Source organism: Leuconostoc lactis KCTC 3528 = DSM 20202 (assembly GCF_014651235.1).
In the GTDB taxonomy this organism is placed as follows: Bacteria; Bacillota; Bacilli; order Lactobacillales; family Lactobacillaceae; genus Leuconostoc; species Leuconostoc lactis.
This window is the reverse complement of the sequence record NZ_BMWM01000010.1, coordinates 1-24,413: the sequence shown is the minus strand read 5'-3', so window position 1 is coordinate 24,413 and position 24,413 is coordinate 1. Positions and strand designations below refer to the sequence as shown.

Annotated in this window: 26 protein-coding genes, 2 tRNA genes and 1 pseudogene; 15 read left to right on the top strand and 14 right to left on the bottom strand. The window is 44.9% G+C overall.

Translation table 11 applies throughout. The features are described 5' to 3' along the window. The first annotated feature begins 25 nt into the window (after positions 1 to 25). Positions 26 to 98 (top strand) — tRNA-Lys (locus tag IE039_RS04115). Positions 99 to 185: 87 nt separating this feature from the next. On the opposite strand, the gene trhA is transcribed toward IE039_RS04115, so the two are convergent. The 4 genes from trhA to IE039_RS04095 all read right to left on the bottom strand — a co-directional run bounded on the left by trhA (position 186) and on the right by IE039_RS04095 (position 2,620). Further along, complete coding sequence (gene trhA / locus IE039_RS04110) at positions 186 to 824, bottom strand: PAQR family membrane homeostasis protein TrhA (RefSeq protein ID WP_189428780.1); 639 nt, start codon at positions 822 to 824, stop codon at positions 186 to 188. 124 nt (positions 825 to 948) lie between these two features. Continuing rightward, positions 949 to 1,830 (bottom strand): DegV family protein, encoded by an 882-nt coding sequence (locus tag IE039_RS04105; protein ID WP_019041689.1) that lies wholly within the window; start codon positions 1,828 to 1,830, stop codon positions 949 to 951. A gap of 56 nt (positions 1,831 to 1,886) precedes the next feature. Next, positions 1,887 to 2,228, bottom strand: a complete 342-nt coding sequence (locus tag IE039_RS04100) for a fluoride efflux transporter FluC (protein WP_019041690.1) — start codon at positions 2,226 to 2,228, stop codon at positions 1,887 to 1,889. After that, positions 2,225 to 2,620 carry a fluoride efflux transporter FluC gene (locus IE039_RS04095; RefSeq protein WP_189428779.1) on the bottom strand — a complete coding sequence of 132 codons (396 nt, stop codon included), beginning with the start codon at positions 2,618 to 2,620 and terminating at the stop codon, positions 2,225 to 2,227. The genes IE039_RS04100 and IE039_RS04095 overlap by 4 nt, the downstream gene beginning before the upstream one ends. Positions 2,621 to 3,086: 466 nt before the next feature. Here IE039_RS04095 and trpX point away from each other — a divergent pair, with 466 nt between their 5' ends. From trpX to IE039_RS04080, 3 genes are read left to right on the top strand one after another with little or no spacing between them, the layout of a single operon-like run. Continuing rightward, on the top strand, positions 3,087 to 4,091 hold the full coding sequence (gene trpX, locus IE039_RS04090) for a tryptophan ABC transporter substrate-binding protein (RefSeq protein ID WP_019040670.1): 1,005 nt from the start codon (positions 3,087 to 3,089) through the stop codon (positions 4,089 to 4,091). Further along, entirely contained in the window at positions 4,088 to 4,987 is a 900-nt protein-coding gene (locus tag IE039_RS04085; protein ID WP_010005833.1) for an ABC transporter permease, read from the top strand. Before trpX ends, IE039_RS04085 begins: the two co-directional genes overlap by 4 nt. Beyond that, complete coding sequence (locus IE039_RS04080; RefSeq protein WP_189428778.1) at positions 4,980 to 5,735, top strand: ABC transporter ATP-binding protein; 756 nt, start codon at positions 4,980 to 4,982, stop codon at positions 5,733 to 5,735. Before IE039_RS04085 ends, IE039_RS04080 begins: the two co-directional genes overlap by 8 nt. Before the next feature lie 24 nt (positions 5,736 to 5,759). On the opposite strand, the gene IE039_RS04075 is transcribed toward IE039_RS04080, so the two are convergent. From IE039_RS04075 to IE039_RS04065, 3 genes are all read right to left on the bottom strand, one after another. Further along, positions 5,760 to 7,097 (bottom strand): amino acid permease, encoded by a 1,338-nt coding sequence (locus IE039_RS04075; RefSeq protein WP_189428777.1) that lies wholly within the window; start codon positions 7,095 to 7,097, stop codon positions 5,760 to 5,762. Positions 7,098 to 7,246: 149 nt separating this feature from the next. Continuing rightward, positions 7,247 to 7,567, bottom strand: coding sequence for an AzlD domain-containing protein (locus IE039_RS04070; RefSeq protein ID WP_010005917.1), 321 nt, complete (start codon positions 7,565 to 7,567; stop codon positions 7,247 to 7,249). A gap of 2 nt (positions 7,568 to 7,569) precedes the next feature. Beyond that, positions 7,570 to 8,292 (bottom strand): AzlC family ABC transporter permease, encoded by a 723-nt coding sequence (locus tag IE039_RS04065; protein WP_229782834.1) that lies wholly within the window; start codon positions 8,290 to 8,292, stop codon positions 7,570 to 7,572. 237 nt (positions 8,293 to 8,529) lie between these two features. Here IE039_RS04065 and IE039_RS04060 point away from each other — a divergent pair, with 237 nt between their 5' ends. Then, entirely contained in the window at positions 8,530 to 9,444 is a 915-nt protein-coding gene (locus IE039_RS04060) for a lactate/malate family dehydrogenase (RefSeq protein WP_010003472.1), read from the top strand. A 27-nt stretch (positions 9,445 to 9,471) separates the two neighbouring features. Here IE039_RS04060 and IE039_RS04055 read toward each other — a convergent pair. The 4 genes and pseudogenes from IE039_RS04055 to IE039_RS04040 all read right to left on the bottom strand — a co-directional run bounded on the left by IE039_RS04055 (position 9,472) and on the right by IE039_RS04040 (position 14,571). Further along, positions 9,472 to 10,698 (bottom strand): annotated as a pseudogene (locus IE039_RS04055) (NupC/NupG family nucleoside CNT transporter). 221 nt (positions 10,699 to 10,919) lie between these two features. Beyond that, entirely contained in the window at positions 10,920 to 11,876 is a 957-nt protein-coding gene (locus IE039_RS04050; RefSeq protein ID WP_029510030.1) for an ABC transporter permease, read from the bottom strand. 2 nt (positions 11,877 to 11,878) lie between these two features. Beyond that, a complete protein-coding gene (locus IE039_RS04045) occupies positions 11,879 to 13,015 on the bottom strand; it encodes an ABC transporter permease (protein WP_189428775.1) in 1,137 nt (378 codons plus the stop codon). Beyond that, positions 13,015 to 14,571: an ABC transporter ATP-binding protein gene (locus tag IE039_RS04040; RefSeq protein ID WP_029510032.1), complete on the bottom strand. Its 1,557-nt coding sequence runs from the start codon at positions 14,569 to 14,571 to the stop codon at positions 13,015 to 13,017. The genes IE039_RS04045 and IE039_RS04040 overlap by 1 nt, the downstream gene beginning before the upstream one ends. Positions 14,572 to 14,816: 245 nt before the next feature. On the opposite strand from IE039_RS04040, the gene IE039_RS04035 reads away from it, so the two are divergent. Further along, a complete protein-coding gene (locus tag IE039_RS04035; RefSeq protein WP_019040087.1) occupies positions 14,817 to 16,220 on the top strand; it encodes a TrkH family potassium uptake protein in 1,404 nt (467 codons plus the stop codon). A 23-nt stretch (positions 16,221 to 16,243) separates the two neighbouring features. Beyond that, positions 16,244 to 16,906 (top strand): potassium channel family protein, encoded by a 663-nt coding sequence (locus tag IE039_RS04030; protein ID WP_019040086.1) that lies wholly within the window; start codon positions 16,244 to 16,246, stop codon positions 16,904 to 16,906. Positions 16,907 to 16,941: 35 nt separating this feature from the next. Here IE039_RS04030 and IE039_RS04025 read toward each other — a convergent pair whose 3' ends face one another. From IE039_RS04025 to IE039_RS04015, 3 genes are read right to left on the bottom strand one after another with little or no spacing between them, the layout of a single operon-like run. Continuing rightward, the gene (locus IE039_RS04025) at positions 16,942 to 17,544 is read right to left on the bottom strand and encodes an alpha/beta fold hydrolase (protein ID WP_189428774.1); all 603 of its coding nucleotides are present in this window, start codon (positions 17,542 to 17,544) and stop codon (positions 16,942 to 16,944) included. Positions 17,545 to 17,550: 6 nt separating this feature from the next. Next, positions 17,551 to 17,781, bottom strand: coding sequence for a hypothetical protein (locus tag IE039_RS04020; RefSeq protein ID WP_010004899.1), 231 nt, complete (start codon positions 17,779 to 17,781; stop codon positions 17,551 to 17,553). Positions 17,782 to 17,812: 31 nt separating this feature from the next. Continuing rightward, entirely contained in the window at positions 17,813 to 18,118 is a 306-nt protein-coding gene (locus IE039_RS04015; protein ID WP_010001397.1) for a helix-turn-helix domain-containing protein, read from the bottom strand. A gap of 96 nt (positions 18,119 to 18,214) precedes the next feature. Between IE039_RS04015 and IE039_RS04010 the strand changes: the two genes are divergently transcribed. The 8 genes from IE039_RS04010 to IE039_RS03975 all read left to right on the top strand — a co-directional run bounded on the left by IE039_RS04010 (position 18,215) and on the right by IE039_RS03975 (position 24,290). Further along, a complete protein-coding gene (locus IE039_RS04010; protein ID WP_189428773.1) occupies positions 18,215 to 18,604 on the top strand; it encodes a GTP-binding protein in 390 nt (129 codons plus the stop codon). Between the two features lies 1 nt (position 18,605). After that, the gene (locus IE039_RS04005) at positions 18,606 to 19,112 is read left to right on the top strand and encodes a YbhB/YbcL family Raf kinase inhibitor-like protein (RefSeq protein ID WP_010006000.1); all 507 of its coding nucleotides are present in this window, start codon (positions 18,606 to 18,608) and stop codon (positions 19,110 to 19,112) included. A gap of 122 nt (positions 19,113 to 19,234) precedes the next feature. Beyond that, a complete protein-coding gene (gene argC, locus IE039_RS04000) occupies positions 19,235 to 20,275 on the top strand; it encodes an N-acetyl-gamma-glutamyl-phosphate reductase (protein ID WP_189428772.1) in 1,041 nt (346 codons plus the stop codon). Positions 20,276 to 20,318: 43 nt separating this feature from the next. After that, a complete protein-coding gene (argJ, locus tag IE039_RS03995; RefSeq protein ID WP_189428795.1) occupies positions 20,319 to 21,512 on the top strand; it encodes a bifunctional glutamate N-acetyltransferase/amino-acid acetyltransferase ArgJ in 1,194 nt (397 codons plus the stop codon). Between the two features lie 21 nt (positions 21,513 to 21,533). Beyond that, the gene (gene argB / locus IE039_RS03990; RefSeq protein ID WP_019041353.1) at positions 21,534 to 22,271 is read left to right on the top strand and encodes an acetylglutamate kinase; all 738 of its coding nucleotides are present in this window, start codon (positions 21,534 to 21,536) and stop codon (positions 22,269 to 22,271) included. A gap of 13 nt (positions 22,272 to 22,284) precedes the next feature. Continuing rightward, positions 22,285 to 23,406 carry an acetylornithine transaminase gene (locus tag IE039_RS03985; protein ID WP_189428771.1) on the top strand — a complete coding sequence of 374 codons (1,122 nt, stop codon included), beginning with the start codon at positions 22,285 to 22,287 and terminating at the stop codon, positions 23,404 to 23,406. Positions 23,407 to 23,462: 56 nt separating this feature from the next. Next, a tRNA-Asn gene (locus tag IE039_RS03980) sits at positions 23,463 to 23,534 on the top strand. 606 nt (positions 23,535 to 24,140) lie between these two features. Beyond that, positions 24,141 to 24,290 (top strand): hypothetical protein, encoded by a 150-nt coding sequence (locus IE039_RS03975; protein ID WP_010003798.1) that lies wholly within the window; start codon positions 24,141 to 24,143, stop codon positions 24,288 to 24,290. Positions 24,291 to 24,413: the final 123 nt, after the last annotated feature.

Here is a 24,413-nt window from a genome sequence, read left to right as displayed (position 1 = left end):
GTTGTTTGAAACAATACAACGTGATGGACAGTTAGCTCAGTTGGTAGAGCAACGGACTCTTAATCCGTGGGTCCAGGGTTCGAGCCCCTGACTGTCCACTACATTAACAGCGCATCAGATCTGATGCGCTGTTTTTCTTTGCATTAAAGCATCAAAAAAGCAATCATCAACTGATGATTGCTTTTTTATAGACTGATATAAATACTAGCAAACATTAAGCCAGCGCCACCTAGCACAAAAAAGTGCCAGTAAACATGACCCATTGGAATTTTTGGTACGAGATAGAAAATTGTCCCTGCTGAATAAGTCAAGCCACCAGCCAGCAACAACCAAAAGGCTGTATGTGACAAAACGCCCCAAAGTACCGGCATCGCTAAGACAATCAACCAACCCATAACCAAATAAATCGTCACGGACACCCATGGCCAACGGCCAACAAAAAATAGGTCATAGATAAAGCCAGCAATGGTCATTGCCAAAATGGCACCCCAAATCGTCCAACCGACCCAACCTTTAATTAATAGCCAAGTATATGGTGTATAACTGCCCAAAATCACTAGGTAAATCCCGGCATGATCAAAGAATTGAAAAGTTTTAGCTGCTCGGGTAAAGACCAGCGAATGAAAAAGTGTTGAAGCTAATAAAAAGAAGCCCACCGTGGTCACATAGATAGCGATTGCTGTAATTTCTAACCCTGTTACCGGGCGTCGCAAGACATGAAAAATTAGCGCAACTCCTGCGCCAACGGCTAATAAAAATCCCAAGCCGTGCGTGACGGCATTTAATACCTCATACGTAATTTGGTATGCTTTCGATTGTTTCATTTAGTCGTCCCCATATATTAATTGTATCGTTCTATTATATCATGTCACACTGAGACACTATGCGCCACAAAAAAATAAAACAGCAGCCAAGGTTACCCTCGACTACTGTCATCATCAGTTATGATTAAATAATATTTTCCCAATCACGGGCCCATAAGACACCCATGGCGCCATCACCTGTATGAACCCCAATATAAGCCCCAATTTCACCACGTTCAAAGGTCACCATTGGGTACTCGTTTTGTAAGTCCTTTAACCACTTATCCCCGAGCTTTTGATTATTACCATCAACCACAACAGCCCGAACTGGATAATCGACCTGGGTCAAATATTGATCCAATGCGGTTTTGATTTCTTTTAAGGCGCCGCTCATCTTGCGCGCCTTGCCAACGGCACCAATCTTACCTTCACCTTGGACATCCATTGATAAAATGGGCTTAATGTTTAACAAACCACCAACTAGCGCCGCTCCACGTGATAAACGGCCCGTCCGTTGCAAATGTGAAATGTCATTGACAGCAAAACGCACATCAAAAGTCTCACGTAACGTTGTCAAAGCAGCCCAAACGTCATCCATTGAGCGGCCCTTTTCAGCCATATCAGCAGCCATCACGGCTTGCATGCCTGAACCCATCACGGCAAACTTAGAATCCCATACGCGCACATCAGCCATGCCATCATACCCAGCCGCCACGGCTTGCGCTGTTTGGAAGGCGCCTGACAACCCAGCAGAAATCGGGATAATCAAAGCGGCATCATAGCCGGCTGCTTTGGCATCGTTCAAAGCCTCTTCCCAATCGCCAGGTGCTGGTTGTGACGTTGAGGCAATCATTTTCTTGTCTTTCATCATCTTAACTAATTCGCCAAGACCCTGAACGTCAACTGTTTCTTTATACACTTCATCCCCGAAAATAATCGGATCATTCACTTGGAAAATATGATACCGATTACGCAAGGTAGTCGGTATTGTTGAAGCTGAATCACTAATAATTGCTATTTTAGACATTATTTTCTCCCAAACCAGTCGTTAATTAAGGGGACAACGGCCGGTATCTTATTGATTTATTTTAAAATGACAGCCAGTAAGCTACCTAAGACAAAGCTCAACAATCCCGTCGCAACCTGTACGATCAAATAAAGACTTTGTCGCCGTGGCCGTTGGGCACTTTGGGTCATCATGGTACTAAAAGTGGTTAAACCACCAAGCACACCGGTGGCTATTGCCCCATGCCAAACTTGTAAGGTATTAGTGGCAAACATGACACCCATAAAAAAGGCCCCTATCATGTTCACGGTAAAGACAGCTGTTAAATACGTCGTTTGCCACGGCCAAAACGTCAAACACACATAGCGTAACATTGTCCCGACAAAAGAACCGATAAAAATCGCCATTAGTATGGTCATTGCACACCACCTAACCGACGACCGCACCAACGCCCAAAGCGCAGAAAAATCAAGCCACCAACGATTGTCAGTAGCAAATAACCTACCGCCCAAACAAGCGCTATTGTCGTCAATTGGAAATATTTCAAGACCATCGTACTAAACGTGGTATACCCACCAATCACACCCGTACCGATAAACGTTTGCCAACTCGCGAGTCGACTCGCCCTTTGTGCTAGATAGGCACCCAGGCAAGCCAAAAGAAACGTACCCGACCAGTTAATCATCATAGTCATCACTGGTAGGGGGCCAATACCTGGAACAAAGTGCAACAGGTAGCGTAGGCTTCCGCCGATCCCACCACCAAAGCTCACAAGTGCCAGTTCTGTTAAATAATGCTGTTGTTTTTGCATACTCTCTATTCTAACAACTTTGTCGTCAATGAGCAAAAAAGCGACCGTTTACATTTTCAAATCATAGTTATTTTCAACATTTTCAGAAAATTTTTCTGCTATCACACCACAAATAGTGATGATGCCCAACGACAGATTAAAAAAAACGCCTCAAGAAAAATGTTAAAGTCACTATTGACAACTCATGGACTTCTTAGTATTCTTAAAGCCATAAACAAATCGGAGAAAAAATCATGCAAAATGTGTTAGCACAATTGAACAATGCCTGGTGGCGTCGGTAAGTCAGCTTTTCGGTAACGGATAAAGCTGATGTTTAAAACATTTGTTTTATCCATACCGACGCATTTTGTGTAACATTCGAGTCTGTATGGGAATATGCCATACAGACTTTTCTTTTGACCTTGGAAAGCCCTGTGTGGCCATCCAAGGTCAATTTTATTTTAGAGAGAAATTCGGAGAATTGAAGATGAATAAACGTTTACTAGCTACTATCACGGCCATTGTCGCCTTTCTCGCCGTGGCGTTTGTGACAACTAGTCACCCTAACAGTAGCGCCAAAAAGGCTGACACGGTCCCCACTATCGGGATCCTACAACTGGTAACCCACCCCGCCCTAGATGAGATTCATCGCGGGATTCTCGCTGGCTTAAAATCACAAGGTTATAGCGGGCAGAAAATCAAAATTGATTATCAAAATGCCCAAGCGAACCAGGCCAATTTAAAAACGATGTCACAAAAATTTGCCAATGAAAATGCCACCCTCACCATTGGGATTGCGACACCAGCCGCTTTGTCATTAGCTAAAACAGCCAACGGTGATCACCCGGTTATTTTAGCCGGTATTACTGATCCGGCTGGCTCAGGATTAGTCAAAACAGCCCAACATTCTGGTAATAACGTGACCGGGACGACCGGTGACTCACCGCTATCACAACACCTCAGCGTAATCCAACAAGCTGTCCCCCATGCTAAAAAATTAGGAATCATTTATACCACGTCTGATCACGGTGGTGAATATAATGCCAAAAACATGGCCAAACTTGCGCAAGCAGCGGGTTACAACGTCAAGCTGTATACCATTTCAACGACTAATGATATGCAACAAGTTGCCGAAACCATGGCAAGTCAAGTGGATGTGGTTTATGCCCCACAAGATAACGGCGTGGCCAGTGCCATGAAGACGCTGATTAACGTCACCAATCAAAACAAAATTCCAGTCATTCCAGCAGTTGATACCATGGTCAAAGATGGTGGCTTAGCGACTATTTCTGTGAGTCAATATGATATTGGGTATCAAGCCGGCATCATGGCCGCCAAGGTGCTCAAAGGTAAAGATCCTGCCACCTACCCCGTTAAAACCATTACCCAAGGGGATATGGTCGTGAACTTAAAGCAAGCGCAGCTATTAGGGATTCAACTCCCCGACAGCATGATTAAAGCAGCAGAAACCAAAGGAGAAGTCATCAAATGAGTATGATCGTATCAAGCATTGGCCAAGGGCTACTTTGGGCCGTTCTAGGCGTTGCCCTATTTCTTACCTTCCGAATTTTAAACTTCCCCGACATGACCGTTGAAGGGTCCTTTCCCCTCGGGGCCGCCACTGCCGTGACCATGATTGCGCACGGGTTTAATCCTTATTTAGCCACCCTTGCCGCTTTTGTCGTTGGCACGTTAGCTGGTTTAACGACTGGCTTACTTTACACCAAAGGCCGTATTCCAATCCTTTTGGCTGGTATCTTAGTCATGACAGCGTCATTATCAATTAATTTACGCATTATGGGGTCAGCCAATATTTCCTTGCTCAACCAACAATCCATTTTCTCAGCATCCTTTCTCCAACACTTACCAAAATATTTTGATGGCGTTGTCGTCGGCTTTGTAATTATTACCGTCATCACGCTTGGCCTAATCTTCTTTTTGCAAACAGAGCTTGGGCAAGCTTTTATTGCTACAGGGGACAATGCCACAATGGCACAATCTATTGGTATTAAGACCGATCGGATGACCATTATGGGCTTGATGCTTTCCAATGGTTTAATCGCCTTTGGCGGGGCTGTCATCGCCCAAAATAATGGCTATGCCGACATCAACATGGGGATTGGTGTGATCGTTATCGCGCTGGCCTCGATTATCATTGGTGAAGTCGCCTTTGGTGAGTTGTCTTTGAACGAACGCCTCGTTGCCGTCATTGTCGGCTCAATTATTTACCGTCTGGTCCTACTAGCCGTTTTGCAACTTGGCTTCTCAACAAACGATTTGAATTTGATTTCAGCCATTGTCCTCGCTGTCGCCATGATGTTACCACAATTACGTCAGGCTTTACGCTTGGAACACGTCATCAAAAAAGGAGTCACACCACATGACTAAACCGGTACTTTCATTACAAGACATTGTTGTCACCGTTGGTGACAACGTCAAAATCCTTGATCATCTCAACTTTAATATTTATGACGGTGATTTCATTACCGTACTTGGGACTAACGGTGCCGGAAAGTCTACCTTGTTTAACACTATTGCCGGTAATCTCCCCGTTGCGTCAGGTACTTTATTGCACAACGGGCAAGATATTACCCATACCACAGCCGTTTCCCGAACTGACACCATCGCACGCGTCTTCCAAGATCCTAAAATGGGGACAGCGCCACGGATGACCGTCGCTGAAAATCTGTTATTAGCCGAAAAACGTGGCCAAAAACGGACATTGCGGCCACGCGGACTCACTAAAGAAAAACTTGCTGAATATGCCCAATTGACCAAGGTTATGGGGAACAATTTAGATACCCGCTTGCAAACTGCAACTGGTGATCTCTCAGGTGGGCAACGCCAAGCGTTGAGTTTCCTCATGGCTACCCGCGTCAAACCGGAATTATTACTGCTTGACGAACATACCGCAGCGCTAGATCCCAAAACTTCTGAACAACTCATGCATGCCACAAACGACCAGGTAGTCAAAAATCACCTCACGGCTTTGATGATTACCCATAATTTAGCCGATGCTTTAAAGTATGGTAACCGCTTAATTATTCTTAATGCTGGTCAAATTGTGCTCGATGTACGTGACGACGAAAAAGCCGTTTTAGATGAAGCTAAGATTTTAACTTATTTCATGGCTTAAAAAAACCGCCTTTCGGCGGTTTTTTTAGTTGTTTTTAACACGTAATATACTCAAAATAGTGAGTACAATAAACCATACGATGGCAAAAATAGTTGTCCCCATAGTTGCCGGTGAGCATAGTAAAATCACAAAAATACCTAACATAAAGGCAATCGTCAAATAATTTGATACAGGTGCCCATGGCATCTTAAAATGTTGCTCACCCTGTTTAAAATCAGCTGAGCGACGATATTTCAGATGCGTCACTAACAAGGCCACATAAATGCCAATAAATGTCACTGATGCCGTTGACGTCACCAGACTGAACGCATCTTCTGGGAAGACATAGTTCAAACCGATGGCTAACGTAACCAAGATAGTCGATGCTGTGATCGCCCGTAACGGGATCCAACGCCGATTAACTTGCGCCAAGTAACTTTTTTTCGGTGAAAGTGAGAAGAGCATGCGCCCAGTTGTAAACAAGGCACTGTTCAATGACGAAGCCGCGGCCGTCAAAATGACAAAATTAATAATCCCGGCTGCCGTACTAATCCCAATATTTGAAAAGACTTGGACAAACGGTGAGTGATCGGCACTGTAATCCGTCCAGGGTTGAATAACCATAATGGCCAACAAAGCCCCAACATAAAAGATCAAAATACGAATAATAATGGAATTGATTGATTTTGGAATTGTTTTAATCGGATTTTGAGTTTCTGAAGCGGCAATCCCGACAAATTCAACGCCCAAGAAAGCAAAGAAGGCCATTTGGAAAGTTGTCAAGAGTTGACGCCCGTGATCAGCCACTAAACCGTGTGACCACAAGGTTGATAGTTGGGTCACGCCAACGCTTGTCCGGACATGGCCAACAACCATAATGATGCCTGTCAGAATCATGGCTATAATGGCCACAATCTTAATCAACGCGAACCAAAATTCTGCTTCGCCGAAGGCTTTCACCGCCACAATATTCATGGTGTACAATAGCCCCAAAAAGATTAGCTCCCACAGCCATGCAGGCGTTCCTGGCAGCCAAAACTGCATATATTGCCCAATAGCCGTTAGCTCAGCCATTGCAATAATGATCCAACCAATCCAATAAGTCCACCCCATCACGAAGCCAGCTCGTGGCCCGAGATATTTTTTGATGAAGCCAATAAAGGTGGTCTGATCATGATCAGACAGTAGTAATTCGCCAAGCGCCCGCATCATGGCAAAAACGAAGAAACCAGTAATGATATAGACCAATAAAATAGCTGGGCCGGCCTTTTGAATTGAGCCACCCGCACCTAAAAACAAACCGGTACCGATCGTTCCGCCCAGGGCAATCATGTTAATATGCCGGCCTGATAGCGTCCGTGCCAGCTGATGTTTTTGTGTCATGATGCTTTTCCCCTTAAATAACGTCTATATTTATCTTAGAGGATACGCATCAAGAAATAAAACTAAACTTTTTCATCTTTAGATGAAAAATATTCACGTATCGCCTCCCAACCGCAAGGCAATAAAAAAAAGCCTGCCAAGACAGACTTTTAACCTAAAAATAGCGTCGTTAAATAAATTGCAATCAAACCGGCAATCACCGAAACCACCATAGAACGGCTCTTATAAGCAACCAAGAAGACGATGACCACCGTCACAACATATGGCCAACGCCATTCAAATGTTGTGCCTTTAATGAACACATCTTTTGCCACTAAAGCCGCAAACAAGGAAATCGGCACATACTTCATCCAGTCGTGGAACCAACTAGGAATTTGCCGTTTTGAAAAATAGAAAATTGGGAGCACCCGCGGTATGTACGCGGCTAAAAACAACCCGAAAATAAGACCGTAAATTGCTAAATCAGACATTCTTATTCCTCCACAGCAACCGCTGGATTAGCGAGCGCCCGGCGCTTATGCTGCCCCTGTTCAAAACTATGTCCAGCATAAGACGCAACTAGGGTTGCTAACACAATCCCAAAGGTGTTTTTAATCGTGACCATAAAGAGTACGGCTAACACGGCAGAAACCACCGCGGCCACCAGACGCTTTTTATTTTTCACATGCATCACAAGCATGTAAACAAACATGGCAGTCAGCGCAAAATGCACTAAACTACTATCAATCTTGATAAATTGGGCCCCAAGCGTCCCCACCATGTTCGCTGAAGTCCAAGCGAACATCGACAACCAGTTGACCCAGAGGGCCTTTTGACCGTCCCAAGAACTATCGGTCATAAATTTCAAATGATTGACGGCATAATTTTCGTCATTCATCGATTGTGAAAAAATCGCTAAGAACCCGTTACTTTCATGCTTAAGATAGCGTGACAAGGTTGCCCCCAAAAGCGCATAACGTAATTCTAAAAAGAACACCATCATTAAGATTGTGCTGACACTACTTTGCGTTGCCAGTAGCGCCACCACTAAAAATTGGCCCCCACCTGAAAAAACAAGCACTGAAATCAAGAACGTCTGAAAGACGTTGAAATGTACCGACTGTAGTAAAATACCGCTCGCCAGTCCTAATGGTAAATAACTGACAAAAAGTGGTAGCACAGCATACCACACTTTGCGGAAATCGGTTTTGGACATCAATGACATGATGATCTCCCTTAATATTTTTAAAGTATCACACAAGGTTCTATTTTATCACAAATCAAACCAATAATTATCACGCAATCGGCGCTTAATCCCACCTATTTCCCCAACTCATTTTTGCAATCAGCAACTTATGATGTTCCACGTGAAACATGAGCGAAATTTGGCGTTTTCCTATAAAAATGTGTATAATCTAATCAATAACACATTTTAAATTCATGAGGTGGTTTTATGCGAAAAATTGGCGTTGTTGGGATTGGTCACGTTGGTGCAACAGTTGCCCATCTGATTGTGAGCCAAGGTCTCGCAGATACATTGGTCCTTGTTGATAAAAACCCTGATAAGTTGGCATCAGAGGTACTTGATTTTCGTGATGCCGCGAGTTTATTACCTCAACACGTGACGGTAACAGCCGGTACAACGGCTGACTTAGGCGATGCTGATGTCGTTATTTCAGCACTGGGTCATATTGACCTCATCCAACCTGGCGGGGATCGTTTCACGGAATTACGCGCCAATACACCAGAAGTACAACAAGTCGGAACTGACTTAAAACATGCAAGTTTTAAGGGGGTCTTAATCGTCATTTCCAATCCAGTTGACGTGATGACTGGCCTTTATCAACAAGTGACTGGTTTACCCACCCAACAAGTTTTTGGCACAGGGACTTATTTAGACACTGCCCGTTTGAAACGCGCCCTCGGTGACGCCCTGAATATTGATCCGCGCAGTGTCAGTGGCTATATGTTAGGCGAACATGGGGCGTCACAATTTGCCGCCTGGTCAACCGTTCGGGCACTTGGCCAAACCGCAACTGAACTGGCCGCTACCTACCAGCTTGATTTGAATCAAATTGCCGCTGATGCGCGCGATGGTGGCTTTACTGTCTTTGCTGGTAAAAAATATACCAACTTTGCCATTGTCCATGCTGCTGTGGCATTAGCCCAACTTGTGCTGTCAGATGCCCGCCAAGAAGCGATTGTGTCCCATTACGACCACCAATTTGACAGCTATATCTCGACACCCGCTATTATTGGTCGTGGTGGTATTGTCGGGGATTTTTCTTTAGCGCTTACGGCTGCCGAGCAGGCCAGCCTCAAGCAATCTGCCGCTGCCATCGCCGAAAAAACAGCGGCCTATCTATAAAAAAGCGCATTGCTGCGCTTTTTTGCCTTATGACCAAACAAACAACCCAGCGGCTGCCGCTGAAACCAGTGAAACCAAAATACCCGCAAGTAACATATAATGAACGCGTGCGCTAAGATAATCATTCTTTTCCTGACTGACCAATCCTTTAAAGGCGCCAATAATCATGCCCAAAGTGCCAAAATTCGCAAAACTCGTCAAGAACACAGTCAAGACAATGCGCGCATGTTCATTGGCAAAGAGCCCTTTTTGCGCCATGATGTTTTTGGATACTTCACCCATCACCACAAATTCGTTGGTCACTAATTTCGTGCCCATGAACTGGGCAATTTGAAAGGCTTCATGGGCATTAAAGCCCAGGAGCCATGCAAACGGAAACATGACGACACCAAACATATTTTCTAATGTTAACCAGCGTAGGCCAGTTAAACTCAATAACTGGTCGATCATGGCAGCCAGTGAGACAAAGGCAATAACTGTTGCAGTGATAATCAAGATTAGCTTACCTGCCCGAAGAATCGAATCACCTAGAAATGAGAAGAAGGGCGCTTTTTTATTGTCGCCACCAGCAACACCAACAATCACGTCATCTTCGGGTGACACTTTAGTTGGATTCAAGATGGCGGAAATAATAATTGCCCCCAAGATATTTAACGGAATCGCTGTTAACACATACTTACCTGGCACCATTTGAGTGTAAGAACCAATAATCGCTGAGGTCACACAGCTCATCGACATCATAGCCAACGTAAAGTTACGGCGGGCTGACATCTGATCAAGCTGCGTTTTTGATACGGCCAAAACTTCCGTATTCCCCAAAAACATCATTTCAATGGAGAAAAAGGCTTCAAACTTAGGCTGTCCTGTAATCAAGGCCAACCCCTTACCAATCCATTTGATCAACCATGGCAAAAAACCAATATAAGTCAAAATATCAAATAATGGCACAACCAATAAAATTGGTAATAAGGCCGACGTCACAAAGTTAGGCCCACCATTATTAGCTGTCAACCAATCCGGCAAAGCAAAAGCTGTTCCCTCTGCAGCCACGGAAACTAACTAGTTAAAGCCGTCAGCCGCACCTTGAACGGCAATTTGACCCATTTTAAATTGCGTGAAAAACCACGCTAATATTAATTCAATGGCTAACACCGTCACTACTGATCGCCATTGGATATTTTTTTTATCGTTTGAAAACAAATACGCAATCCCAATAAATATGGGAATACTGAGTATGTTCATGATCACAAGCATTTTAATTACCTCTTAACTCTCTCGCTTTTCTGCCATGGTGATAAGCTATCACGTCTCATTAGAAAATTTATTTCTCTATCTATTGTAACAGGACAGCGATATAACAACAAAAAATGATTATAAATTAAAATCTTATCGCTCACCTTCGGCAGTATATAACCTTATTTTCGGGCAAAAAAATCCTAGCTGGATCCAGCTAGGATTTTTACCAGTCAGCTTATTTAAGCTGCCTTAATATAGTTGACACCATCTGCCTTTGGCGCACGTGTCTTACCAAAGAAGAAGACAAGCACGATAATCGTCAAGACGTACGGTGCGATTTGTAACCAAATTGATGGGACGTTCTTCAAACCTGGCAATTGTGCCCCAACCACAGCAAGTGATTGTGACAAACCAAAGAAGAGCGAAGCGCCCAATGCCCCAATTGGATTCCAACGACCAAAGATCATCGCTGCCATCGCCATGAATCCCTGACCCACAATGGTGCTGGCTGAATAGTTCAATGAAATTGATTGTGCCACTACGGCGCCACCAACGCCACCAAGCAAGCCTGAAAGCATCACGCCTGAATAACGCAAACGGGCCACATTCAAGCCTAATGTATCAGCTGCTTGCGGATTTTCACCCACTGACCGCAAACGCAAACCAAACTTTGTCTTGAAAATCACGTACCAAGATAGCACTGCCACCACGATTGCTAGCCAAGCAGGCCCAGAAGTCTTCGCAAAGAAGAGGTCCCCAAGAATCGGAATGTGTGACAAAACTGGAATTGATGTATAACCAAAGTCTTGTGAAATTGGTACAGTTTGTCCCTTACCATAAAGAACTTTAATTAAGAAGACACCCAAGGCTGGGGCCATCAAGTTAATCACAGTACCCGAAATAATGTGGTCCGCACGCAATGTGATTGTGGCCACACCATGTAACAAAGAGAAGAGCAAACCAACCACAGCACCAGCAAGCAAGCCAAACCAAGGTGTGGCTGAACCTAAAGTGCTAGCAAAAGTCAGGTTAAAGACAACCGCCGCAAACGCGCCCATGCCCATAATCCCTTCCAAACCAACGTTGACGACGCCGCCACGTTCTGAGAACGTGCCACCAATTGACGTGAAAATCAACGGCGTTGAGTAAACTAATGTACTAGAAATTACGAGTGATAACATCGCCATTAATGACATCTTTATTCACCGCCTTTCTGATTTTTACCGGCAACCGACTCGGTTTTGGCTGCCTTCTTAATTGCAGCTGCTTCAGCTGCCTTTTCGTCCATTTCATGGACACGCTTTTGAATCAATTGAATCAAATACTTTGCTCCAACGAAGAAGATAATTGACGCTGTCACAATATCAACCAATTCAAATGGTACACCTGAAGACATTGGCATACCTAGGCCACCAATCTTCAATACTGAGAAGATTGCGGCTGATGCTAAGATACCAAGGTATGAGCCGCTACCAAGCAACGCAACCGCCATCCCATCAAAGCCAATAGCTGGCGAACCGTTTTGCGTAAAGAAGTTCAGATAATTCCCAAGACCTTCAATGGTACCAGCTAAACCAGCTAAACCACCAGAAATGGCCATAGCAATCACGGCATTACGCTTGTCTGACATCCCCGCGTACTTTGCCGCATCCGCATTCAAACCAACGGCACGAATTTCAAACCCAAGTGTTGTCTTAGTCATCACAAACCAGATCACAACAATCATGATCAAAGCAATGAAAATACCCGCTGAAATACTTGAGCCTTGCGTCAAATCAGTCAACCACTTCATTTGCAATGACGCATTGGCGCCGACTTGCTTGGTTGTTTCGGCTGATTCTTTAATGCTCTTTGACATCGTATTTTGCAAAATGTTATTCCCTAAGAACAACAAGATATAGTTCATCATGATGGTCACGATCACTTCACTGGCACCAAACTGGGCGCGTAACCAACCCGGAATAGCGCCCGCGATCGCCCCTAACCCAACGCCAAGCAAGATAGAACTTGGCATCATCAGATAAGCTGGCATATCTGGAAAACTCAACGCATACCAGACTGAACCAACCCAACCGGCTAAGGCTTGACCAGATAACCCAATGTTAAAGAATCCAGCTGTTTGCGCCACGGCAAAACCAAGTGCTGTTAAAATCAATGGCGTCATTTGAGTCAAGACACCACCGATGTCTTGCATTGAACCAAAAGCTGAACCCAGTAACGCCACATAACCAGAAATCGGATTATACCCGAAAACCAGCATAATAACGGCCCCAATAATCAACCCAAAAAGGACTGAGAATAAGGCCACAGAAAATGAATTTTTTTGTGCTGCCATTAGGCGTGTACCTCTTCTTTAAGCGCTGCACGGGCGTCGGCTAGACTCATCCCTGTCATCAGCAATCCTAATTCTTGTTTATTTGTATCTTTTGCATCAACAATCCCGACAACTTTACCCGCATTGATCACGGCAATACGATCAGACAAATTCAAAATTTCATCTAATTCAAAGCTGACGACCAGCACCGCTTTACCGTCATTACGTTGGTCAATCAAACGTTGATGAATGTATTCAATCGCTCCGACGTCAAGCCCACGTGTTGGTTGTGCCGCAATGACTAATTCGTTATCACGATTTAATTCACGGGCAATGACGGCTTTTTGTTGGTTACCACCAGACATCGACCCAGCCAAAACATGAATACCAGCTGAACGCACGTCAAATTCCTTGACCAACTCGTTGGCCAACTTATCCATTGCATCAGCTTGTAAGACACCATGTTGTGACAAAGGCGCCTTATAGTACGTTTGCAATGCCAAGTTTTCTGACAACGTCATATCAACTTCCATCCCAAACCGGAGACGATCTTCAGGAATATGCCCCACACCAGCTTCTGTGATTTGGCGTGGCTTCTTATTGGTAATGTCTTGTCCTTGCAAGACCACCTGACCTGACTGTACTTTGGTCAAGCCAGTAATCCCTTGGATTAATTCTGTTTGTCCATTGCCATCAATGCCGGCAATACCGACAATTTCACCCGCTTTAACGTCCAATGAAAAGTCTTTCACCGCGGCCACGCCACGTGCATCATGCACTTCAAGATTGTCAATGTGCAACACTGTTTCGCCAGGCGTGGCATCAATTTTATCAGTCTTGAAGCTCACTTCACGGCCAACCATCAAATCAGCTAATTCTTGTGATGACACCCCGGCCACTGGGAAAGTATCAATTGACTTACCGGCACGAATAACCGTCACCGTGTCAGCGGCTGCCCGGATTTCATCTAACTTGTGGGTAATCAAAATAATTGACTTTCCCTCTTTGGCCAAGTTATGCAAAATAGCAATTAATTCTTCGATTTCTTGTGGGGTCAACACCGCGGTTGGTTCATCAAAAATCAAAATATCCGCCCCACGATAGAGCGTCTTCAAAATTTCAACACGTTGTTGCTGCCCCACGGAAATATCAGAAACCTTCGCATAAGGATCAACTTGCAACCCGTATTGTTCAGACAATGCCTGAATCTTCTTGGCTGCTGACTTGGTGTCAAGTGACAAACCTTTCGTCACTTCAGACCCCAAAATGATATTTTCAGTTACGGTAAACGCGTCAATGAGCATAAAGTGCTGATGCACCATGCCAATACCCAAAGCAGCTGCCTTTGAGGGTGAATCAACGGTAACTTGCTTACCATTAATCAAGATTTCTCCTGACGTTGGTTGCAACAAGCCCGTGAGAATATTCATCAGAGTTGATTTCCCTGCACCGTTCTCACCAAGTAACGCGTGAATTTCACCTTGTTGGACTTTTAAATTAATGTCATCATTGGCTGCGAAATCACCAAATTTTTTGACGATGTGACGCATCTCAATGACTGGTAATGATTCGGTCATTTATTTTCTCAGCGCGCGGGAAATGGCAGTATTTGCACATTATCAACCGCGTTTCCACTTTCTGATATATTTTCAAAAAATTCCACGGACAAATGCTGTTCGTGGAAAATTCTTCAAATAATATTATACCATGTTTGCTATCGTGCAATTATTTCAATTGATTTACTATACACACCGCTATTAAACGTTTTAAAAATCCGTATCGCTTTTGTTCCGCCGCCTCAAAATTACGCTATAATAGAGGCATGTCACGAGAAATTGAACTCCCCACTGCGGCGGAAATGAAAAAATTTCATAATCAATCGCTTCAACGGACATTCTGGTCACGTTTTTCGATGCCCCAACGACTGACACTGGGCTTTCTATCCGTTATCACAGTCGGCGCACTGTTGTTGATGCTGCCCATTAGCCATTATGGCAATATGCGGCATAGTTTTCTCAATGCCCTATTTACCTCGACATCAGCTGCGTCAGTGACGGGACTCACCGTGGTTGACACAGCCACGCATTGGACACTCTTTGGCCAAATTGTCATTATGTGCTTGATTGAAGTTGGTGCGTTAGGGTTTATGTCTTTTTCTGTGCTATTGTTCACAGCAACCAAGCGACAGATGGACTTACGTAACCGGATGATGATTCAAGAAGTTTATAGTCTTGAAAATCTGTACGATACCCGCGCGGTTTTCGGTTACGTCATCAAGTTGTCCATTATCATTCAAATTGTCGGGGCACTTTGTCTGGCGCCATTCTTTATCAATGATTTCGGTTTCAAAAAAGGGAGTTTCTTTGCCCTTTTCCATGCCATTTCGGCCTTTGGAAATGCGGGGTTCACGACGCTACCTGGTAACGGGGTGGCGTATACAAGTCAGCCTTGGGTGATGTTCATTTTTGCCGCCTTAATTGTGGCCGGTTCGCTAGGATTTTTGGTTTGGCGAGATGTTTTGTTGTATCCACGGACTAAAAAATTAAGTCTCCATTCAAAACTCGCCTTAGTCATGACTGGTGCCCTGATTGTTGGTGGTTGGCTTTTATATGAAATTACGCAAAGTAATTTAGCTATCGCTCACACCCTGTCACCACTCAACCGCGCCTCCAATACGCTTTTTATGTCAATTTCTTATCGCACAGCTGGCTTTTCTCAATTCAGCTTTACCGATATGTCACAAGCCACAATCTTAGTCACGATGATCTTAATGTATGTTGGCGGTACCCCCGGTTCTACTGCGGGTGGGTTAAAAACAACCACTTTAGGTGTTTTATTGCTCAAAACACACGCTGCGTTGCGCGGTAAACAAGATGTGACCTTTGCACATCGCCGTCTTACTGATGAAAACATTACCCGTGCACTACTTCTTGTTTTTGTTTCAATGATATTCCTGGCTGGTCTATCATTTTTGCTCCTCCTCACACAAGGGACCGACGCCCACTTTGGTCTTGAATATATCGTCTTTGAAGTGGTCAGTGCGTTTGCCACTGCCGGACTATCCCTTGGTCTCACGCCACACCTCACGGACTTTGGCCAATGTGTCATTATGCTCACGATGTTTATTGGTCGTGTCGGCGTCTATACGGTGATGTTCTCTGTACTCAATGTGCACACCGAGCACGCCCCTTATCGCTACCCTGAAGAATCCGTCATTATCGGTTAATATTTGTTTGAAAGGATAAAAAAATGCGTCAAACCTATGCTATTATTGGTCTGGGCCGCTTTGGCGGTGCCTTACTGGAAACGTTAGTGGCCAATGGCCAAGATGTGCTTGGCATTGATATTAACGAAGAACATGTTAACGATTATCGCGACATCGCCACTCAAGTCGTCATCGCTGACGCCCAAGAAGATGATGTCTTGCGCAAATTAGACATTGCCAGTTTTGACCACGTGATTATCGCCATTGGTCATAATATGCAGGCTAGTATCTTAGCCACCATCAACGCCAAAGATCTTGGGGCTAAAAACGTGATTGCCAAGGCTGAAAATCGGACCCATTTACGGGTATTAACGAAAATCGGGGCTGATTTTGTTGTTCAACCCGAACGTGAAATGGGTGAACGAATTGGCCGTAAGTTACTCGCGCCTAACATGTTAAACTTCATTGAACTATCAGATGATTATTCAATGGCCGAAGTCCAAATTGTGAATCCAGCCTTTGCTGGCAAGACCCTTTCTGAATTGAAAATTCGCAAAAAGTTCGGCTTAAACGTTATTGCTGTGCGCCACGATGGGGAAGTCATTGTGGCACCAGAAGCCAGTTATCGAGTGCATCACCTCGATATTCTCTCAGTTGTCGGACCAAAAGATATGGTGGACGACTTCGACCAAATGACGAATAAATAAAAAAAACACCGGTTCACCGGTGTTTTTTGATGCCCTTAGTCCATTATAAATTGCGCAACTTGTTGGGTCACGGCAGGATTATCTCGCACCTGACTATGTTGGGTTTTTGGCCCGCTAATGGTCACAGACTGATATACTTGCCCTTTTTTCAGCCAAAATTTTAACGCTGCCGAACTAAAATTCGTCACGACGCCATCACTGCCATCCCCAATATCACCCATCACATTTAATATTTTTGTCTGTTCAGGCATATTAGCCCGATGTTGATTAAAGTAACGATAACTCGCATCTTGCAACCGTGGGCGTTTTGTCGCTGAATCAATCGTATTGTGGTCAAACGCATGGTCAAAACCGCCTGATCCCAACCCAGAATTAAACGGTGCGGCAATGGTAACCAAATGCGTAGCAGTTGGATACGTCGTATCCTGTATCGGGTGTGATAATAACACGCGTAACGCAGCCGTCGCCCCCATCGAGTGTCCAACTAGGACGACTTGATTGACATGACGCGCTTTGAACGTCTGTAACAAGCGCGCGAGGGCGGCACTCGCTTGCTGAGCAGTTGTTTGTTTATCGGTAAAATTCAATTGATAAATGCCACCTTGTTGTAGTTGGCGGGTCGTTCCTGACAATTTCACCGTACCTTACGGTGATACGTTGACTTGTTGGCTCCGCTTCAAATGCGTTTGCGTCTGAATCGCGGTCGCCAACGCCGTCGTTGCCCGTGCGCTACTCCCATAACCATGCAATAAAATAATGGTTTGACGAGAAGCGGGTCGGACACGCTGTTGCATTGCAAACCACAAACCCACACTGGTCAATAATCCCAATATGACCGTCACAAGCACAACCCTTTTTACGTGGTACTTTGACATTTGACCACCTCATTTCGGCTAATTCAGGTACTTAATCGATCGGATCGCTTTCATCAATTTGATTAATTTTATCGAAGACACGGAACAAATTATCCATTTCGGTTAATTTATACTTACGTGAGTTACGATCATAGACAATTTCAGATTGAATCGGTTCTCCAATTTGCAGGTCATGCAAAAAATCACGAATTTCAGAGATATCCCGTTGCACAGTCTTGCGGCCAATAAAAAACATGTCTTCGATTTCTTCAATCGACAAGGCTCGATGACTAATTAAAGCCGAATAGAGCCTCAAAATACGCTGTTTATCGTTAAATACTGTTTTCCGTGCTGCCATAATTTTCCCCAGGTTTAAATGTTAAATTTATTGTACCAAATAAAACAGATGTTCGGTACAATAAAGATAAGCAATTTATCACGAAAGGTTGGCCTCATGTCTTTATTTGATTTCTTTAAAAAGAAAGCCACTAATGCGACACCCGAACCCGCCCCAGTCACCGACGACACGCCGATTACTTGGGAAAATACCACTGATCCAGATGATTTTTTTGAAGGTTATCAGGCCGCTATGCAAGCCCTAACGGACGCTGGCAAACACGCAGCCGCGGAAACATTACGAGCGAACGAACCGGCACTTCAACTGGCCTTTATTGAACGATTTGAAGTCAAAACACGCGCTGACATCGCTAATATCAGCGACCTTGATGCACGCACAGCGGCTGTCATTGATGCCGTCAGCACGGTCCGTCGCTATAACCGGCACATGTCCGTCGCCGTTCGCGCCCGTTTGGCCCAAGCCAAGAAAAATTTAATTGGAGAATAACATGCAGCTCACTGTACCACTCGAAAATGGTCTCATTCCCGATAAGTATGCCAAGTTTGCGCCGGCAAAATATCGAACACAAGACATGCCGACCACAAACTTTCCCATCACCATCACGGATATCCCTGACGGCACACAGTCACTGTCAATCAGTCTGATTGACTATGACGCCATCCCCGTTGGTGGTTTTCCTTGGATTCATTGGTTAGCCGCCAATGTCCCTGTTGGCAATGTGCCGGAAGACTTACGCGCAACGGGTCAGGCTGTTTCGGGCACGAACTCAACGTGGCATTTTGTCCAAAAATGCCAACAACCGGCCAATCCGGCGATCAACCAAGCCTACATCGGCCCCATGCCACCAGATACAACGCACAACTACACGCTGACCGTCTTTGCCCTTGATACACAATTGGATCTCCAAGATGGCTTCTTCTTAAACGAGCTTCGCACCAAAAGCCAAGGCCACGTATTGGATATGGCAATTGTAGAACTGCCCGCCCGCGCTTAACACCTCATTGAGGTGTTTTTTTTATGCAGTAAATTAGGATTATTCACCGCTTGATTGCATATTTGTTGTATTTAAATTCATGACGCTTTATGATTTAAAGCAACGACTCGGGAGGAAATAGTATGACAGCAACTCAAATTAAAGTGGCCATCGTTGGCGTCACCGGCTATGCCGGAATGGAATTACTACGCTTACTTCACGCTCATCCATACGTGCAGGTCGTCTCAGTTCATCAAACAACTGCGACCCATGAAACGCTTAACCAAACCTTCCCTCATTTGCAGTCGCTGTATAAAATGACACCAACACCCGTTGACCCAGTGCATATTATGCAAAACGCCGATTTAGTTTTCTTCGCGACATCGAGTGGCGTCACCAAAACGCTCGCTGCGCCATTTATGGCGCAACACTTTCCAGTCATTGACTTGTCTGGCGACTTTCGTTTGAACGCCAAAGACTATGCGCAATGGTACCATCAACCCGCCGCACCACAAGCATTGTTGGACCAAGCCAGTTACAGTCTAGCCGACTTTTACACGAATGATAAATCTTATATTGCGAACCCCGGCTGCTACGCTACCGCCACCCTCCTAGCTTTAGCACCGCTGGCCCAATCACAGTTACTCGATGCCAATAGCATTGTCATTGATGCCAAAAGTGGCCTCTCCGGTGCTGGGAAATCATTGACGACAGCTAGCCATTTTGTCACTGTCAACGAAAATATGATGATGTACAAAGTGAATCAACATCAACATTTACCTGAAATCATGCAACAATTACAGCGCTGGCAGCCCAGTCTAGCGCATATTCAATTCACCACCTCACTGCTGCCGATTAACCGCGGCATTTTCGTCAGTGCGTATGCGAAATTAAAACAACCACTCACACCCGCAGCCATTCACGCCCTTTATCACCAAACTTACGCTGACAAACCATTTGTCCGCTTGATGCCATTGGATACCTTACCTGACATCAAACAAGTCATTGGCACGAATTTCACCGATATTGGCCTCACCTATAATCCCATTACCCACTATCTCACGATTGTCAGCGTGCTAGATAACATGATTAAAGGCGCGGCCGGCCAGGCCATTCAAAATATGAATCATCTGTACGATTTTGAGGAAACAACTGGCTTAAACCTGATTGCACAATACGCTTAACACGACACCGAGGAGACAACATGCCCGAAACACTGACCGCCCCATTCACAACCTTATCGCACCCCAACATCGCCGCCCCCAAAGGCTTCACGCTGACGGGCAACATGTTGGGCTCAAACACAAAGCCAAAGATCTTGGCTGGCTAATCAGCGACGTGCCCGCTGCGGTGGCCGGTGTGTTTACAACCAACCAAGTCCAAGCCGCCCCTGTCCAAGTGACCAAACAAACCATTCAAAACGGTCAACTACAAGTAATTATTGTCAATTCCGGCAATGCCAACGCGGTCACGGGGCAAATCGGGGTGATCCATGCTAAACACATGCAAACCACCACCGCAGACAAGTTAGGGATTGACCCCAGCTTAGTGGGCGTTGCCTCAACTGGGGTTATTGGCCAAATCCTCCCCATTGCGACTGTGACCGCAGGCATTCATCAACTCCAGCCTGATGGCGATACGCTTGGGTTTGCCCACGCCATCATGACTACCGATACCAACGAGAAGTCCGTGACGATTCAAGGCACCATTGCCGGTAAGCGCATCACGATGAGTGGGGTTGCCAAAGGTTCGGGGATGATTCATCCCAACATGGCTACCATGCTTGGGTTTATCACCACGGATGCGAACATTACCAGTTCGCTATTGCAACAAGCCTTGTCAGAAGATGTCGAGACGAGTTTTAATCAAATCACCATTGATGGCGATACCAGCACCAACGACATGGTCTTAGTCATGGCCAATGGGCAAGCTGGCAATTCGCTAATTGCCCAAGACGACGCGGCTTACGCCCAATTTAAAGCGATGTTACATCACGTGACCACGACGCTGGCCATTGCGATTGCCAACGATGGCGAAGGGGCAACGAAACTCATCACCGTCCCCGTTACCCATGCGGCTTCGGCCACCGCTGCTCGACTTATTGCCAAAAAAGTCGTCGGCTCATCATTGGTCAAAACCGCCATGTTTGGCAAAGACCCCAATTGGGGTCGGATTATTGCCGCCATTGGCGCTGCCGAAACGGATATTTCCCCAGATACCATTGCCATCAGCATTAATGACTACCCAGTCATGCAAGCTGGCGCCCCTGTTGCCTTTAATCAGACAGCACTGGCAAATTCACTAGAAGACCCGCACATCACGATTCAAATTGATCTCAACAATGGGGAAGCCACCGGCCAAGCCTGGGGATCAGATTTGACTTACGACTATGTGAAAATTAACGCCCTCTACACCACGTAAGCAACACCAAGGAGCGAAGCGATGACCCAAAAATACATCATTAAAATTGGCGGTAATGCCGCCCAACAGCTCACCCCAAAGTTTTTTGAGACGATTAAACATTGGCAAAAACAGCATATTCAAGTCGCCATTGTCCACGGCGGTGGCGATCAAATTTCTCATTTGATGACGCAATTCAATGAACCAGTGCAAAAGTTTAACGGTATTCGGGTCACCACCGCGCAAGGCCTTCATATCACACAAATGGCGCTCCTCGGCCAAGTGCAACCAGCACTAACCGAAGCTTTTCGTCAACACGGCATAGCAGCCATCGGACTTAATGCCGGTAGCAATCAGCTGTTAACCGGCCATGTGTTGGATCAGGCACTTTATGGCTATGTGGGCGTTATTCACCAGGTTAACACCCAGCTCATTCAACAACTTTGGCAGCAAAATTTAATCCCAATTATTGCCCCCCTTGCCATGACAAATGACGGCCAGTGGTTAAATGTCAACGCTGACCACGCAGCCACCGCCATTGCTAAACAACTCCACGCTGATGCGCTGTATTTACTCACTGACGTTGCTGGGGTGAAAGTCAGTGGTTGCTTACTGCAAGCACTCACACCAAAAACGGCCCAACAATTAACCGCCGATCATCTCGTCACCGGTGGTATGATTCCAAAAATCAACAGTGCCTTAAGCGCAGTCAAACGCGGCGTCCATCATGTCCATATTACCAACACCGTCACCCAACCGGGCACGGTCGTCACACTTTAACAAGGAGTAATTTATGACCCTCTTTCCGAATTATCATCGCGCACCCGTAACTTTTACCCAAGCACAAAATGCCACTTGGTTTGACGACCAAGGCCAAGCCTATAGTGATTTAACCAGCGGTATCGGTGTCTATAACATTGGCGCAACCCACCCCAAAGTCGTGGCAGCACTAAGCCAGCAGGCCGAAAAAATATGGCATATCCCCAATTTATATCAAAATCCTTTGCAAGAGGCCGTTGCCCAACAACTCGGTGGACCGGACTACACTGCTTACTTTGCTAACTCCGGTGCCGAAGCCAATGAAGCAGCGATTAAACCCGCACGTCTGGTAACCGGTAAATCAACGATTATCTCGTTTACCAACTCGTTTCACGGTCGTACCTATGCGGCGATGTCAGCTACCGGACAGGACAGTATTCATGCTGGCCTACCCATGTTGACCGGTTTCACTTACGTGAAATTCAACGATATTGCCAGTGTCAAAGCACTGATCACCGACGACACGGCGGCCATTATGTTGGAACTCGTTCAAGGTGAAGGTGGCGTTTTCCCCGCTGATCCAGCCTTTGTCGCTGAGTTAGTTAATTTGGCAAAAACAAATGGCATTTTGTTACTTGTTGATGAAGTCCAGACAGGCATGGGCCGGACTGGCACAAGATTTGCTTTTGAACAATATGGTTTCACACCAGATATTTTTACCACTGCTAAAGGATTGGCCAACGGCATTCCCGTGGGCGCCATGTTAGCGAAAAACGACTATGCCGAAGCCTTGGCCTATGGTACCCACGGTTCCACTTTTGGCGGCAATCCCTTAGTGATGTCCGCCGCGCAAGCGACCCTGACTGTCTTAGATGAAGTGCTCCCAACATTGCCAGAGAAAATCGCTTTATTTTGGGATAAGTTAGCGGAGTTTAAAACCTTAGCAGTCGTAGATGACGTCCGCGGGTTGGGGATGATGGCTGGTATTGCACTCACGGTGCCTGTCGAACAAGTCGTCGCTGATCTTTTAGCAGCACATATTATTGTTTTATCTGCCAGCCACAATACGTTGCGCCTGCTACCACCGTTGACAATTCCCACCACACAACTTTTGGAAACGTTGGATAACATTAAAATTCAACTTGATAAAATTTAGTTGTTGACAATTAATTCTCATGTTGTTATACTTAAATAGTTGAGTAAACAACAAATTGCTCCATAGTTCAGCGGTAGAATAACGCACTGTTAATGCGCAGGTCCCTGGTTCGAATCCAGGTGGAGCAGTACAGAATTAACTTATATTAGAAAGCACATGGTTTAAATCATGTGCTTTTTCTTTTACAAAATATACTCTCATAATGATTGTATTATTTTTAAACGATTATCAAAATGTGTTAAATTAATTTATCTATTATTGTGCCAATAAAAAGAGACCCATCTACTAATTTAAACCAAACCCTAAAAAATTGGAGTGAAGTTTAAGTAACCAACTGATCGAAAAAATGTCGGTATTGTACCGATGTCTTTTCAGCCCGTTATTTAATAAGTTAGGTACTCGTTGCTTCAATATCACTTTCTCATCCATGTGGCAACACACCTTCATGATGCTTTAATTATAATTTCGGTACCCGCTATCATCTTAATGCCCAATCTACTAGCTGTTTTCCTGATAATACCTATCTTACACTACTATAACGTCAAGCAATTAACGACCTTATTGTCTTTATAAAAGTGTAAATTCCCCCTCATAAACTGCTGATACAATAAGAAAAATCAAATAATCATATTTGTTGATATTTTACAAAACTATGCTATATTATTACCTGTAATATATTATTATATCTGTGATGTATTATTAAATGTATAAAGATAAAAAGGGGGACCAATCGAATGAATAGTGTAGTAAAAAAGAGTATTGTTGCGGTAACAGGTGCATTAGCACTTATAGTAGCTGGTGGGAGCTCCGTACATGCTTACACTAGTTGGCAGGCTGGTAAGGGGGTTATCTGGATGAAACGTCACGCCACATTGATACCTTGACTAAGCACATCGCTGGAATTAAGGCCGATCAAAAGAAAAGTCTCGATGATGTGGCAGATTGCAAGAAATAACTTGAACGAATTTAGTGACGTAGATTAAGTAAGAAGATCTCGATTGGTGTAT

Coding starts and splice junctions, on each gene's coding strand:
- trhA (WP_189428780.1), bottom strand. CDS start 824: ATGAAACAATCGAAAGCATACCAAATTACGTATGAGGTATTAAATGCC.
- IE039_RS04105 (WP_019041689.1), bottom strand. CDS start 1,830: ATGTCTAAAATAGCAATTATTAGTGATTCAGCTTCAACAATACCGACT.
- IE039_RS04100 (WP_019041690.1), bottom strand. CDS start 2,228: ATGACCATACTAATGGCGATTTTTATCGGTTCTTTTGTCGGGACAATG.
- IE039_RS04095 (WP_189428779.1), bottom strand. CDS start 2,620: ATGCAAAAACAACAGCATTATTTAACAGAACTGGCACTTGTGAGCTTT.
- trpX (WP_019040670.1), top strand. CDS start 3,087: ATGAATAAACGTTTACTAGCTACTATCACGGCCATTGTCGCCTTTCTC.
- IE039_RS04085 (WP_010005833.1), top strand. CDS start 4,088: ATGAGTATGATCGTATCAAGCATTGGCCAAGGGCTACTTTGGGCCGTT.
- IE039_RS04080 (WP_189428778.1), top strand. CDS start 4,980: ATGACTAAACCGGTACTTTCATTACAAGACATTGTTGTCACCGTTGGT.
- IE039_RS04075 (WP_189428777.1), bottom strand. CDS start 7,097: ATGACACAAAAACATCAGCTGGCACGGACGCTATCAGGCCGGCATATT.
- IE039_RS04070 (WP_010005917.1), bottom strand. CDS start 7,567: ATGTCTGATTTAGCAATTTACGGTCTTATTTTCGGGTTGTTTTTAGCC.
- IE039_RS04065 (WP_229782834.1), bottom strand. CDS start 8,292: ATGTCCAAAACCGATTTCCGCAAAGTGTGGTATGCTGTGCTACCACTT.
- IE039_RS04060 (WP_010003472.1), top strand. CDS start 8,530: ATGCGAAAAATTGGCGTTGTTGGGATTGGTCACGTTGGTGCAACAGTT.
- IE039_RS04050 (WP_029510030.1), bottom strand. CDS start 11,876: ATGTCATTAATGGCGATGTTATCACTCGTAATTTCTAGTACATTAGTT.
- IE039_RS04045 (WP_189428775.1), bottom strand. CDS start 13,015: ATGGCAGCACAAAAAAATTCATTTTCTGTGGCCTTATTCTCAGTCCTT.
- IE039_RS04040 (WP_029510032.1), bottom strand. CDS start 14,571: ATGACCGAATCATTACCAGTCATTGAGATGCGTCACATCGTCAAAAAA.
- IE039_RS04035 (WP_019040087.1), top strand. CDS start 14,817: ATGTCACGAGAAATTGAACTCCCCACTGCGGCGGAAATGAAAAAATTT.
- IE039_RS04030 (WP_019040086.1), top strand. CDS start 16,244: ATGCGTCAAACCTATGCTATTATTGGTCTGGGCCGCTTTGGCGGTGCC.
- IE039_RS04020 (WP_010004899.1), bottom strand. CDS start 17,781: ATGTCAAAGTACCACGTAAAAAGGGTTGTGCTTGTGACGGTCATATTG.
- IE039_RS04015 (WP_010001397.1), bottom strand. CDS start 18,118: ATGGCAGCACGGAAAACAGTATTTAACGATAAACAGCGTATTTTGAGG.
- IE039_RS04010 (WP_189428773.1), top strand. CDS start 18,215: ATGTCTTTATTTGATTTCTTTAAAAAGAAAGCCACTAATGCGACACCC.
- IE039_RS04005 (WP_010006000.1), top strand. CDS start 18,606: ATGCAGCTCACTGTACCACTCGAAAATGGTCTCATTCCCGATAAGTAT.
- argC (WP_189428772.1), top strand. CDS start 19,235: ATGACAGCAACTCAAATTAAAGTGGCCATCGTTGGCGTCACCGGCTAT.
- argB (WP_019041353.1), top strand. CDS start 21,534: ATGACCCAAAAATACATCATTAAAATTGGCGGTAATGCCGCCCAACAG.
- IE039_RS03985 (WP_189428771.1), top strand. CDS start 22,285: ATGACCCTCTTTCCGAATTATCATCGCGCACCCGTAACTTTTACCCAA.
- IE039_RS03975 (WP_010003798.1), top strand. CDS start 24,141: ATGAATAGTGTAGTAAAAAAGAGTATTGTTGCGGTAACAGGTGCATTA.